At 71.6% G+C, this 13,271-nt stretch carries 8 protein-coding genes; 5 read left to right on the forward strand and 3 right to left on the reverse strand.

Features of this window, described 5'->3' with window-relative positions:
* The first annotated feature begins 283 nt into the window (after nt 1–283).
* Together POF43_RS00925 and POF43_RS00930 are read left to right on the forward strand one after the other, a co-directional pair.
* Nucleotides 284–1,210, forward strand: a complete 927-nt coding sequence (locus POF43_RS00925) for a glycoside hydrolase family 16 protein (protein WP_271312822.1) — start codon at nt 284–286, stop codon at nt 1,208–1,210.
* A gap of 104 nt (nt 1,211–1,314) precedes the next feature.
* Entirely contained in the window at nt 1,315–2,295 is a 981-nt protein-coding gene (locus POF43_RS00930) for a glycoside hydrolase family 64 protein (protein WP_271321947.1), read from the forward strand.
* Nucleotides 2,296–2,850: 555 nt separating this feature from the next.
* On the opposite strand, the gene POF43_RS00935 is transcribed toward POF43_RS00930, so the two are convergent.
* A complete protein-coding gene (locus POF43_RS00935) occupies nt 2,851–4,053 on the reverse strand; it encodes a serine hydrolase domain-containing protein (protein WP_271312820.1) in 1,203 nt (400 codons plus the stop codon).
* 663 nt (nt 4,054–4,716) lie between these two features.
* Here POF43_RS00935 and POF43_RS00940 point away from each other — a divergent pair.
* Both POF43_RS00940 and POF43_RS34735 read left to right on the forward strand, forming a co-directional pair.
* Nucleotides 4,717–6,543 (forward strand): fatty acyl-AMP ligase, encoded by a 1,827-nt coding sequence (locus POF43_RS00940; protein ID WP_271321948.1) that lies wholly within the window; start codon nt 4,717–4,719, stop codon nt 6,541–6,543.
* Entirely contained in the window at nt 6,540–8,966 is a 2,427-nt protein-coding gene (locus tag POF43_RS34735; protein ID WP_271321949.1) for a thioesterase domain-containing protein, read from the forward strand. Before POF43_RS00940 ends, POF43_RS34735 begins: the two co-directional genes overlap by 4 nt.
* Nucleotides 8,967–9,092: 126 nt before the next feature.
* Here the strand turns inward: POF43_RS34735 and POF43_RS00950 are convergent, their stop codons facing one another.
* Entirely contained in the window at nt 9,093–9,869 is a 777-nt protein-coding gene (locus POF43_RS00950) for a polysaccharide lyase family 7 protein (protein ID WP_271312817.1), read from the reverse strand.
* Nucleotides 9,870–10,437: 568 nt separating this feature from the next.
* On the opposite strand from POF43_RS00950, the gene POF43_RS34740 reads away from it, so the two are divergent.
* On the forward strand, nt 10,438–11,910 hold the full coding sequence (locus POF43_RS34740; RefSeq protein ID WP_271321950.1) for a glycosyl hydrolase family 79 C-terminal domain-containing protein: 1,473 nt from the start codon (nt 10,438–10,440) through the stop codon (nt 11,908–11,910).
* A 90-nt stretch (nt 11,911–12,000) separates the two neighbouring features.
* Here the strand turns inward: POF43_RS34740 and POF43_RS00960 are convergent, their stop codons facing one another.
* Nucleotides 12,001–13,197 (reverse strand): macrolide family glycosyltransferase, encoded by a 1,197-nt coding sequence (locus POF43_RS00960; protein ID WP_271321951.1) that lies wholly within the window; start codon nt 13,195–13,197, stop codon nt 12,001–12,003.
* Between the last annotated feature and the right edge of the window lie 74 nt (nt 13,198–13,271).

Consider the following 13,271-nt stretch of genomic DNA (forward strand, 5'->3'; position numbering starts at 1 on the left):
TCGGCGCAGCGGTCGGGTCCGTCGATGGTCGGCCAAGTCGCCGGCGCAGACGCCCTGTTGCCTGCCGGGGAATCTTGACGCTCCTCCGAGGCCCGGAGTTGAATACGAACGTTGCAGCAATGTTTCCTGGCGATTCAGTTTCGTGGGACGTCTGCGGCCGCGTACGGCGCCAACTCGTCCTTGCCACAACGGTGTTCCCGTCCAGGAACGCCTCTGCTGGCAAGGAATGTCATGCACCTGACGTATGCCGCCGGTCCCCGGTGGCCCTTCCTCGGAGCCGCTCATGAGTCCCCGCACCCGACCGTCCGCCTCCGGCCGCCTGCTGCGCGCGGCCCGCCGGCTGGCCGCCCCCGCGGCCGCCGCCCTGCTCGCCGTCTTCGCCCTGTCCTCCGCGGGCACGGCCAACGCGGTCACCGTGCCCGCGCCGCCCAGCGGGTGGACGACCGTCTTCAGCGACAACTTCGCCGGCGCCGCCAACAGTGCGCCCAACGCGTCCAAGTGGAAGTTCGACACCGGTGCCGGCTCCTCGTTCGGCACCGGCGAGATCGAGACGATGACCAACTCGACGGCGAACACCCACGTCGACGGCAACGGCCACCTGGCGATCACCGCCGTCAAGTCCGGCGGCAACTGGACCTCGGGGCGCATCCAGACCACCACCGCGAACGTCGGCGCCCCGGCCGGCGGCAAGTTGAAGGTGGCCGCCTCGATCCAGCAGCCCAACCCCGCCAGCGGCCTCGGCTACTGGCCGGCGTTCTGGATGCTGGGCCCGGGCCAGTGGCCGGAGAACGGCGAGATCGACATCATGGAGGACGTCAACGCCCTGTCGAAGGTCGCCGGAACCGTCCATTGCGGCACGGACCCGGGCGGCCCCTGCAACGAGAGCAACGGCATCGGCAGCGGTCTGACCGCGTGCGCCGGCTGCCAGACCGGCTACCACACCTACGCGATGGTGCTGGACCGTACCAACGCCTCGAACGAGTCGGTCGCTTTCTCCCTCGACGGCAAGACGTACTTCACCGTCACCGAGAACCAGGTGGGCGCCGCGACCTGGAAGGCGGCGTTCGACCACAAGATGTCGATCATCTTCGACCTGGCGATGGGCGGCGGCTTCCCCAACGGCGTCTGCGGCTGCACCTCCCCGGCCGCCGGCACCACCTCCGGCGGCGCGATGCACGTCGGCTGGGTCGCGGCGTACACCACCGGCTGACCGGCGACCGGACCGCCCGGCCGAGCCCATCGCCGCGCCCGGCCCGGGCGGCCCCGCGTGAGACACCGACAGCCGCACACGACTCCCACCGCTCAGGAGACGCCATGTCCCGCCCCACCCTCCGTCCGTCCCGCCGGTCCTCGCGCCGCCGGTCGCGATCGCCGCTGGCCGTCACGCTGACGGCCGCTCTGCTGGCGGCCGCCGCGGTCGCGCTCGGCCCGTCCTCGGCGCAGGCACAGGCGCCTTCGGCCGGGAACCCCACCGGCAACGCCTTCTGGGGCGACACCAGCACGATCCCGGCCGCCAAGAACGCCGTCGAGGTGAAGATCCTCAACCGCACCAACGGCGCGTACCCCGACAGCCAGGTGTACTGGAGCTTCAACGGCCAGACGCACTCCATCGCCGACCAGCCGTACCTGGACATGCCGGCCAACTCCTCCGGCCGGATGTACTTCTACGTCGGCTCGCCGACCAGCCAGTACTACGACTTCATCGAATTCACCGTCAGCAACGGCGTGTTCAACGGCAACACCACCCGCGTCGACGCCTGGGGCCTGCCGCTGGCGATGCGGCTGCACGCCAAGGACGGCTACGACGTCCAGGTGGGCGACACCCAGACGCTGTTCGACGAGGCGCGTAACCAGGTCTTCAGCGACTTCACCGGGGCGGTGCCGCAGGCGTTCAAGACCCTGGCCCAGTCCCAGTCGCCCTACCGCATCATCGCGCCGGGGAGCTCGCCCAACTTCCAGCCCGGAGGGGCCAACGCCAGCTACTTCACCGCGTATGCCAAGTCGGCCGGGATCAGCGAGACCACGCAGAACATCTTCTCGTGTGCCGGCTCGCTGGCGACCAACCCGACGGTGTGCTCGGCGCTGAACCGGCACGTCGCCACGCTGTCGGCCGCGCAGCAGGCGGACCCGTCCAACTACTACAAGGCCGGCCCCGCCAACTACTACGCGCAGTTCTGGCACGACAACGGCATCAACGGCCTGGCCTACGGCTTCCCCTACGACGACGCGGACGGCCAGTCCACCTACGTCTCCCATGCCAACCCGCAGTGGCTGGAGGTCGCGGTCGGCTTCTGATCCGGCCGCACCGCGCCGACCGTCCGGATCACCGCGCGCAGACCGTGCGGTGATCCGGCGGGGTCCGGTCCCTGCCGGACGAGGGCCCCGCACGGTCGAGCGGCCGACGCGGGGTCTCCGGCCGGCCGGATGAAGGACGGGCAGGGCGGCCCCGCCAGGGGTGGTGACCTTCCGCCTGCCGCCGTTCGGAATCGCCGGACCGGGCGATGTCCGAATGGGGGGCGGAACAGCGCCTTCGGAAGTGCCGGTTCAGCAGCGGCCTCCGGAGGAAGTCAGCTGTCCCATGCGTCGGACAGCTCAGGGATCACCAAGGGGCCGGACCCCTCGCCCGGCCGGGGAAACGAGAGCGCTCCCTCAAGGGAAAGCGGAATCGCCGACGGAGGAGCACCCAGCTCTGGGCCGTCGCACAGACCGACATCCCGAATAGCGGACCGCGCCAGGCTGACGTGACGGACCGCATCGCACAGGAAAGCGTCGTTCGACGTGGTCCGCGGGCTGTCGCTCGCGGTGCCGGACGCCGGTCGCCGTACGCGCCGTTGGAACGGGCCGGCGTACCTACCGGGTGACGACCGCGCCGTCGTAGACGTTGGCGGGGGTGGCGACCGCCGTGATCGCACGGGCGAGGAGGGTGGACGGTTCCTGGCCCTGGCTGGTGGAGTCCGTGTTGATCATGATCACCAGGGTGGCCCGCTGCGGGGGCAGGTAGACGGTCACGGTCTCGTAGCCCGGGATGGAGCCGTTGTGCCCGATCCATCCGTTGGTCTCGAAGACACCGAGGCCGTAGCCGGTGCCGGGGAAGCCGGTCGGCAGTGTCTTGAGGCGCTGTGCCTGGGTCTGCGGGCTGAGCAGTCTTCCGGTGGCGACGACGTACGCCCAGCGGCGCAGGTCGTGCAGGTCGGAGATCATCGCCCCGGCCGACCAGGCCCAACTGGGATTCCAGTCGGTGGCGTCGGCGACCGCTCCGCTCAGCGTCTGGTCGGTGTATCCGTGCGGATGCGGCTCGGGGAACCCGGCTCCGCGCGGGAGCAGCGTCGCGTGCAGGCCCGCCGGGCGGAGTACCCGCCGGTCGAGGACGTCGGCGAGCCGGCGACCGGTGACCTTCTCGATCACCAGGCCGAGCAGGACCAGGTTGGTGTTCGAGTACTGGAACCGCGCACCCGGCGCGAAGGTGTTCGGGTGCTTGAAGCCGTAGGCGAGTACCTGGTGAGGGGTGAAGTAACGGTGCGGGTCGCTCAGCAGGGCATGAGTGAAGTCCGCGTCGGAGGTGTAGGGGAACAGGCCGCTGCGCATCTCGGCGAGCTGACGGAGCGTGATCCGGCAACCGTCCGGCACGCCGGGGACGTAGCGGGAGATCGGGTCGTCCAGCCGGACCCGGTGGCGGTCCACGAGTTGCAGGAGCGCGGTGACGGTGAAGGTCTTGGTCTCGCTGCCGATCCGCACGAAGGGGCCGACGGTCATCGGCTCGCGGGTGGCGGTGTCGGCGACGCCGGTCGCGCGGACGTAGCTTCCCCGGCCCGGCATCCACAGGCCGACGACGACACCGGGGATGCCCGCCTGTCGGCGCACGTCCCCGATCGCCTTGTCGAGCCGGGCGGTCAGCGTGCGGCCGGGACCGCCGGCCGGCAGCGGGTTTCCCTCGTGCCGGTCGGCGCTCCCGGCACGGATGGCCGTGGTGGGCGCCGCCGTCATCGGGATCAGGACGGAGGCCAGCAGCAGCGTCGCGGCGAGCAGCCGGCGTCGGCGGAGGGTACGTCTCATGCCGTGTCCCCTCTTACGATCAGATCTTCCGATCAGATGCTCGTACGCTCACCTCATCATCAGAACCCGCCGCACCTGCCCCTTGTGCGAACGTGTTCCGGCGAATCCACCCGTTCGGAGCCGCCCGGGCGCAGTCGGTCGGAAAGCGGTCGGAAGGCGGTCGGAAGGTGGCCGGAAGGTGGCCGGAGCCGCACGACGGTCCACGGTGCCGCCGGGCCGGCCTGGGCGACGCGCTCCGGGGATCGTTCTCGCGCCCCGGTTCGCCGGCGAGGTTTTCTCGCCTGCCGTACCGTCCACGATCCCGTTGGACGGCTGCCGGGGCTTGCCCCGCGCCTTTACCCCGGTGCACGAGATCAGGCCACATGGCGTGACCGGTTAGCGTTCTTGTGGTTCCGCCTCAGGACGGCAGACTGGGGGCGAACGGTGCCGAAGGGACGGGCAGCAGGCGCCTTCCGGCCGGGGAGAGCGCCCAGGTTGCCTGTGGCTGACGGGATCGCCGGGACGGCGATCCGATGTCCGCCCCGGAAACAGGCGTTTCGCGCCGTCGCGCTCCGCCGGCCGCGGGTCCGCCAGGCCGACCCGGCGTCCGGCCGGGCCTCGTTCCGCACAGCCGCATCAACACCATCGCCGCCACCAGCTCCCTGCGAGGCACCGGAATTGACCATGACACCAGCGACGACGCGATTTCTGCCGACCGCTTTCCTGGAGCTGTACGAACAGGCGCCCGAGCGCCTGCTGTTCACCTTCGTCGACGACGAGGGGCGTGACCAGGAGCGGCTCACGGTGGCCGGTCTCGCGGCGCGGGCCGACGCGGTGGCCCGCGCCTTACCCGGGTGGGGAGTGCGTCCCGGCGACCGGGCGCTGCTGGTCCATCCGCCGTCCCTGGACTTCGTGGGCGCGTTCCTCGGCTGCCTGGCGGCGGGGGTGCTGCCGGTTCCGGTCTGTCCGCCCGATCCCCGGCGGGCGCAGGGCGTGGCGGCCTTCGCCCGCCTGGCCGCCGACTGCGAGGCCGCCGTCGTGCTCACCAACGGTGAGTACGAGCGGGCCAGGAAGCTGGGGACGGTCGCCGCCGTGTTCTCCCGGCAGACCGTGCGGTGGCCCGACCTGCCGTGGCGGCGGACCGACCGCGGCCTGTCGGACGGCCCGCCGGAACTGGACTGGCGACTGCCCGGGGACCCGGCCGCGCCCGCGTTCCTGCAGTACACCTCCGGGTCGACCAGTGACCCGCGGGGTGTGGTGATCACGCACGGGAACCTGGCCGCGGAGACCGCGGCGAACGCCACCGACCTCGGGCTGGGGGCGGGCAGCCGGGGCGTTTCCTGGGTGCCGCACTTCCACGACCTGGGCCTGATCAGCGTCATCTCCTCCACGATCGCCGGCAACGCCGACACCTGGCTGATGTCGCCGCTGAGCTTCCTGCGCCGGCCGGCGCTGTGGCTGGAGACGGCCTCACGGGTGGGCGCCACCAGCACCGCGGCGCCGAACTTCGCCTTCGACCTCGTCGTGCGCAAGACGACACCGCAGCAACGGGCCGCCCTGGACCTGAGCCCGCTGCGCGTGGTGCTGTCCGCCGGGGAACCGGTGCGGCCCGGCACCGTCGACGGCTTCCTGGCGGCGTTCGCCCCGGCGGGGCTCGCACCGGAGGCGTTCTATCCGGCCTACGGACTCGCCGAGTGCACCGTCAGCGTGACCATGGGGGGCCGGACCCGGCTGCGCCTGGCCAAGCAGGCACTGGCCCGCGGCGAGGCCGTCCCCGTGGGCGACGACGCTCCTGACGACGCGGTGGAACTCGTCGGCTGCGGCACCGTCACCAAGCGGGACGCCCGGGTGCGCATCGTCGATCCCACCACCCGCGTCCCCTGCGCGCCGGGCCGGATCGGGGAGATCTGGGTCGACTCGGCGACCAAGGCCCTGGGCTACTACGGACGGGACGCCGAGAGCGACGAGGTCTTCCGTGCCCGGGTGGAGGGCGACGACGACCCGCGGAGTTACCTGCGCACCGGGGACCTCGGGTTCTTCCACGGTCAGGAGTTGTTCGTCACCGGCCGGCACAAGGACCTGATGATCGTGCACGGGCGGAACCTCTACCCGCAGGACGTCGAGGAGAGCGCCCAGCAGGCTCACGAGCTGATCCGGCCCGGCTGCGTCGCCGCGTTCGCGCTGCCGGCACGGGACGGCGCGCGCGACGACCGGGTCGTCCTGCTCGTCGAGATCAAGCAGGGCAAGCCCGACGACGACCAGCAGCGGGATGTGGTCCGAGCCGTGCGGCAGCGGGTCCAGGACGACCACGACGTGGTCGTCCACACCGTCGTCGTCGGCCGCCCCGGCACCGTCCGCAAGACCACCAGCGGCAAGGTCCGCCGCGCCGCCTGCCGCCAGGCCTTCGAATCCGGTGCGGTCCAGCGGGCCGCGACCACCCTCACCGTCTCCGATCTGCGCGGCGCCGGTGAACCGCTGCCCACGCGGCCCGGTCAGGGAGCGCAGCGGTGAACCGGGGAGCCGACCACGCCCGTACCGTGCTCGTCGTCGGGGCCGGGGCCACCGGACTCACCCTCGCGCGAGCACTGCACCGGGCCGGGCACCGCCCCATCGTGGTGGACGCCGCCGCGACCCTGGGCGGAAAGTCCGCGTCGGTCCACCTCGACGGCCGGGCCTACGACCTCGGGGGGCACTTCTGCACCTCCCGCTACTCCGCCGTTGAACGCCTCGCCGCCGAACTCGGCGTCGCCACCGAGGACACGACGCCCTACGCCGTGCACGAGCCCGGCGCCGGCGCGTCCGTACCGCTCGGCCGGTTGCAGCAACTCGGCGAGGCCTCGGAGCGCTACGCGGCACTGCGGGCCGAGCGCTTCCCCTCGATCGCGCAACCGGGGCTCGCGCACTCCGCCCGGGCACTGGCCCGGCCGATCACCGCATGGCTGGCCGAGCACCGCCTCGAACCCCTCTGGGAGGCACTGGGCGCCGTCTACTCCGGGTCGGGCTACGGCGACCCGGCGCGGACACCCGCCCTGTACTTCGCCAAGTTCGTCGAACTGTCCAACCTGGCCGCGGCCGGGACCGCGCCGAGCGATCGCTCGTTCACCATCGCGGGCGGCTTCGGCCGGCTGTGGCACCGGCTCGCCGACGAACTCCCCGACGTCAGGCTCGGAGTGCGGATCGAACGGATCGAGCGGAACCCCGACGGGGTCCGGGTGAAGACCGCCGACGGTCTGCTGAGCGCCGACGACCTGGTCCTCACGGTCCCGCTGGCCCCCCTGCTCCCGGTGCTCGACTCCACCGCCGAGGAACGCGAACTGGCCGCCAGGATCCGCCACATTGACTACCGCACCGTGGTGTTCACCGCCGCCGGCCTGCCGCGCTCCCGCCTGTGCCTGCTCCGCCCGCACAGCGCCCGGCCGGTTCCCGGGCGCCTGGCCGCGTTCCACCACCGCTACGACGGCAGTGACGTCTACAGCGGTTACGTCTACGACGGCCCGGAGGACGACGAGGGGCGCGTGGTCGAACGGCTCGAGGAGGACGTGACCCGGCTGGGCGGCCGGCTCACATCCGTGCTGTCGCACCACCGGTGGGCCTACATGCCGCACTTTTCCGGCGACGACCTCGCCGCCGGGATCATGGACCGGCTCGAACAGCTTCAGGGCCGACGCCGTACCTACCACGCGGGCAGCCTCGCCGCCTTCGAGCTCGTCGAGTGCAACGTGCGCTACGCCCAGCAGCTCGCCGAACGCTTCTTCGCCGCCCCCGAAACCCGCCACGCCGCACCCTCCGCACCGCACGGGCCCGTCGCCGCGCCGCGGACGCCACGGCTCGACCGGGACGGCCTCGCCGACTGGCTGTCGACCACCATCGCCACCGAACTCGACATCCCGGCCGAGGAGATGGACCCCACCGCCCCACTCGACGACTACCCCCTGGACTCCATCACCGTCGCCTCCCTCCAGGCCGCGCTGTCCGCCCGGATCGGCAGGGACATCCCCCTCGCCGAACTGCTGGACCGGCCGACCATCGCGGAGATGGCCGAACACTTCGCGCAGCGCCCCGACCCGCGTGAGCTCAACTCCCGCAAGCCGGCCGGTACTTCGCCGCTGCTGCTGAACCTGACACCCCTGCGGCCGTTCTTCTGCGCGGGCGGCGCCGTCGGCACCACGCAGTACCTGCGCCCCCTGGCCCGTGAACTCGGCCAGGGCCGGCCCTTCTACGCCCTCCAGGCCCCCGGTTACGACGGCACGGAGGAGCCGCTCGCCCGCGTCGAGGAGCGGGCCGAGCGGTACGCCGAGGCGATCCGCCAGGTCCAGCCGCACGGCCCCTACACGCTCGGCGGTCACTCCTTCGGAGGCTGCGTCGCGTACGAGACCGCGCTGCGCCTGCGCGGCGAGGGCGAGGAGGTGGCCGGTGTCGTGCTGATCGACACGTATCTGGCGGTGCCCGGGCAGGCGCCGCCCCCGGAGGACGAGACGGCCGCGATCGAGGAGCTGATGACCATGCACCGGCTCACCGACCCCGGCAGCCGTTCCCCGGCCCGCGATCCGCTCGGCGGCCCGGACGCGGACACCTCACCCGAGCAACTGCGCGAGCAACTGGCCCGTTTCCTCGGGGCGTCCGGGACGCTGCCCTTCGAGGAGTTCGTCGTCACCATGCTCAGCGTGTACCAGGCCAGCCTGGAGGCGACGGTGCACTACCGGCCGGCGCCCTCGGATCTTCCGGTGACCCTGATCAAGGCCATGGACGGCTTCCCTCCTGTGCTCCGGGGCGACCGGCAGGTCCACCTGTGTCTGGACGACCCGAACAACGGCTGGGACCCCGAGGCGATGTCCGCGCTGCGCACCCTCCCGACACCCGGCAACCACTTCACGGTCTTCCGGCAGCCCCAACTCCGCGAGCTGGCCGAAACACTGCGCCACTGCCTGCGGTGAACGGCACGGGGGCTCGCCCGGCGGAGGTGGCGGTCCGCACCGGGCGGTCGCCGAGGTCGACCGGCCCGTGGATCGTGCGGGCCGGTCGACCTCGGCGGTGTTCCCCTCGGACCTGGCCGAACGGGGTCAGCTGTGCGTGACGTGCAGTTGGTAGATGACGATGCGCGCGCCCTTGGTGGTGCTGCTGGAGGAGGACTGGTTGTAGTCGCCGGCCTTGAAGTACTGGTGGTACTGGTCGAACGAGGAGGGGATCGAGTAGCTCGTCGTGCTGCCGTTGACGGTGATCTCCAAAGTGTTGCCGTTGCTGACGGCGAGGGTGTAGCCGAAGGTGCTGCCGATCGGCACGTTGCCCAGGGTGTGCGTGGTCTGGCCGCCGGACGGGGAGTTCTCGATGCCGGCCACGACATCGCCGTTGGAGTGGTAGTACAGCTCGACGAGCGGCTTGGTGGAGCTGCCGCCCGAGCCGAGGTGGATCTGGCCGACGCAGGTGCTGGAGGTGATCGAGATCGCCCGGACCCGTGCGGTCAGGGTGTGGTTGCCGCTCAGCGCCCAGTCGGCGGCGCTGCCGTCCGAGTTCATCTCGCGCAGTTCCGAGCGGGCGTAGTTGGAGTTGGGCGTGGTGACGCCGCTCTCCGGGTCCCAGAACGTCATCCCGCCGTCCGAGCCGGTGTAGAAGTACGAGTCCTGGTATCCGTCGGCGCCTTCCAGCTGCGAGGGCAGGATGGTGGTCGGCGACCCGGGGGAGCCGACCGGCTCCTGCAGCTCCCACGTGGAGAGGTCGAAGTTGCCGCCGGGCGCGACCGTACTGTCCAGCGCGGCGGCGGGCGTGGCGCCCAGCACTCCGACCACACCGGACAGACAGGCGGCTGCGACGACCAAGCGGATGCGGGAGAGCTTGGACATGGGGGTTCCCTCCGGTCCCTGGGGGACTGGACCTGATAGGTCTAGTCCTTTCGTTTTCTGAGATAAACACCGGCCCCGATCCGTGTCAACGAGTCCGGCAAGCGCCGCCTCGCGAGCCGCTGATGGTTTCTCAGCGTGATCGGTTCCGTATTCCGTTGAGCGTGGGAACGGCTCCGGCGGTGTCGCCGAAGCGGTTCGGGCCGAGGCGGCGTACTGCGCTGTGCGTCGGCGCCGCCTGGGTTCTGCGGTGCGTTCTCCGAGTGCTGCGGGCGGCTCTGATCAGGCGGTTCGTGGTGCGTGTGCCGGCCTGCGGGGCTTGCTCGGACCGGCTTTTCGGGTGCCGGACCGGGGCGGCGGAGCCGATCGGTTGACGTGCTGTCAACGACGACCAGTGGTGCCCGGGTTCAGCCGACACCCGGGGATCGGGCGGCGCCAGACCACGCGTCGTAATGTGACGCAGCTCACATTGGTCATTGCATTCGTTCACACCTGTGAACAGTGGTCACTTCCATGAAATTTTGCCGTCTTCTCTCTTGCCAATGAGCACGACTCGCCCGAGGTTGGATGCGTGAAACCCTCCCTGAGTACACGACACTTCGGACGCACCCGCATCGCCACCTTCGCGGTGGCCGCCGCCGTCGCCGGGGCCACGCTGATCGGCTCCGGCCCGGTCCACGCCGCCACCGTGGCGCCCGCCGACAGCGCGTCGGCCGGCAGCCTGTCGATCACCGTGCACCCGGACGAACTCGGCAAGCAGCTCAACGCCGGGTTCGTCGGGTTCTCCTTCGGGGCGGGCACGGTCGCGACGGACAGCTACGCCAGCACGGACCTCGGCGGCTACCTGAAGACCCTGGGCGACACCGGCGTGGTCCGCGTCGGCGGCAACTCCGGCGACACCACGTTCTGGACCTCCACCGGAGAGACCGCGCCGTCCTGGGCGACCGGGGGCACGATCACCCCGGACAAGCTGCAACACCTCGCCACCATCGTGCAGGACGCCGGCTGGAAGGTGATCCTCGCCGTCAACCTGGAGCACCCGGACGCGGCCAGGGCCGCGGACGAGGCGAAGTACGCGCGGCAGATCTTCGGCGACTCGCTTCAGGCGATCGAGATCGGCAACGAGCCGAACTTCTACTACAGCGACGTCTCCGCGTACTACTCCGACTTCGAGTCCTACGTCGCCGCGATCGAGAAGGCGGTGCCCGGCGTGGGCATCACCGGTCCCGACGCCGAGACCAACCACAGCTCGTGGCTCGGCGGGTTCGCCGCGCTCGACGCCGGCAACCCGGACGTCACCGAGATCTCCGACCACACCTATCCGGCGAGCGCCTGCGGCACCTCGACCGCCACCATCCCGCAACTGCTGGGCACCGGCTCGACGCAGTACGAGACGGCCAACGCGCAGGCGGCGCTCACCGCGGCCGCGCAACTGGGCGTCCCGGCGGCGATGACCGAGACCAACTCGGTGGTCTGCGCCGGCACCCCCGGGGTGAGCGACGCGTTCGCCTCGGCGCTGTGGGCGCTGGACTACAGCCTGCTGATCGCACAACAGGGCATCGTCAACGCCGACTTCATGGACGGCACCAACGCCGCCGGCTGCGACCCGTACTCACCGCTGTGCCCCGGCACCGGCGACCTGACCGCCAAACCGCTCTACTACGGCATGCTCGCGACCGAACTCGTCGGCACCGGCCGCTTCGCCACGCTGGACAACCCCGACCCGGCGGACGTGCGCGCCTACGCGGTGAGCGACGGCCAGCACCTGACGGTCGTGCTCGACAACGTCCAGGACCCGGCGAGCAACGGCGCGAGCACCGTCACGCTCAACCTCGGCGGCGACTTCGCCGCCGGCCAGCTCACCGCGCTGACGACCTCGTCCTCGGCGGGCCTGGCCGCGACGTCGGGCATCACGCTCGGCGGCCAGCAGGTCGGCCCGCACGGCGCCTTCCCGACGCCGCAGTCCACTCCGGTCTCCGTCGACGGTCGGACCGCGAAGGTCACGGTGCCCGCGGGCAGCGCCGCGATCATCCGGTTCAGCTGAGAACCTGAGCCGGGCAGCCGGCCGGACGGCCCCGCAGGGCCTGTCCGGCCGGCACCCGGTGGGAGGACCCCGCCGGGGCGGGGCGCCGGGTCACGGCAGCCGGGCCTCCAGGGCCTCCGCGGCCCGGGCAGCGCCGCCGGCCCGTTCCAGCACGCCGGCCATGTGCCGCACCCGCTCGCGCAGCCCCTCGTCCGCGGCCGTCCGGCGTACGGCGGACAGCAGCGTCTCCTCGGTGATGTCCGCCGCGTTCAGCAGCGTGCCGAGCCCCAGCTCCACCGCCCGGTCCGACAGCACCCGGGTCTCCGGCACCTGCGGGACCAGCACCGGCGGCGTCCCCGCGTACAGCGACTCCATCAGGCTGCCCAGCCCGGCGGCGGTGACGAAGACGTCCGCCTCGCGCACCGCGGCCAGCTGCGGGATCCACCGCAGGACCTCGACGTTCGGCGGCAACGGGCCCAGCGAGTCCGGGTCCAGGCCGTTGCCCACGGTGATCACCGCGTGCCAGGGCTGGCCCTCGAACGCGCGGACGCACAGCGGGAAGAAGTCCGGCTGGTGGTTGTAGAGGGTGCCCATCGAGATGATCACCAGCGGCAGCCCGTCCCCGGGCGCCTGCCAGGTCTGCGCGGTGTACTCGGGGGAGAGGCAGGGGCCGACGAACGTCGTCTCGTCCCCGAAGGTCTCCCCGAACGGCTGGAACTCGCGGGGCGCGTAGACCACGCTCTTGTCCGCACCCCAGTCCACCAGGTACCCCGGTGAGGCGTTGATGCCCAGGTCGGCCGCGAACTTCTCGGCCCGGCTGAGCAGTTCGACGACGGCCGGGTGTTCGTCGGGCACCCCGGACCGCAGCTGGACCGCGCGCACCTGCGAGTAGTTGGCGTTGGACGCCATCGAGGGCGTGGACTGCACCGCGGGGCGGTCCCACAGCTGTTCCAGCGCCCGGCCGGTGGGGGCGACGATCATGTCGTACAGCACCAGGTCCGGCAGGTCGCCGGCGAAGAGCTCCTGGGCCAGCGCCACCAGTTGGGTGCTCTCCTGGAGGAACAGCACGGCCGACCAGGCGAGCAGGTCGGAGGTGAGCGTCTTGTACTGGCCGGGGCCCAGGGCCTCGGTCAGCAGGCTCTCGTAACGGATCGCGGTGGCGCCGGTGGCCTTCACCGCGGGCTCGAAGCTCTCCGGGGTCAGGAAGCTGACGCGGTGTCCTCGCCGGACGAGCTCCTCGGTGACCGCCAGCGCGGGGCGCATGTGCCCCTGCGCCGGAATGGTGAGGACGAGAATGTGGCCGGGCATGCGTGTCCTTAGCGGGTGAGGCGGTCCCGGAGGACCGCGGATGCTGATGTGCGGTCGGTCATCGGCCGTCGCCG

This window comes from Streptantibioticus silvisoli, from assembly GCF_027947535.2.
Lineage (GTDB): Bacteria > Actinomycetota > Actinomycetes > Streptomycetales > Streptomycetaceae > Streptantibioticus_C > Streptantibioticus_C silvisoli.

Coding starts and splice junctions, on each gene's coding strand:
- POF43_RS00925 (WP_271312822.1), top strand. CDS start 284: ATGAGTCCCCGCACCCGACCGTCCGCCTCCGGCCGCCTGCTGCGCGCG.
- POF43_RS00950 (WP_271312817.1), bottom strand. CDS start 9,869: ATGTCCAAGCTCTCCCGCATCCGCTTGGTCGTCGCAGCCGCCTGTCTG.
- POF43_RS00930 (WP_271321947.1), top strand. CDS start 1,315: ATGTCCCGCCCCACCCTCCGTCCGTCCCGCCGGTCCTCGCGCCGCCGG.
- POF43_RS00960 (WP_271321951.1), bottom strand. CDS start 13,197: ATGCCCGGCCACATTCTCGTCCTCACCATTCCGGCGCAGGGGCACATG.
- POF43_RS00935 (WP_271312820.1), bottom strand. CDS start 4,053: ATGAGACGTACCCTCCGCCGACGCCGGCTGCTCGCCGCGACGCTGCTG.
- POF43_RS00940 (WP_271321948.1), top strand. CDS start 4,717: ATGACACCAGCGACGACGCGATTTCTGCCGACCGCTTTCCTGGAGCTG.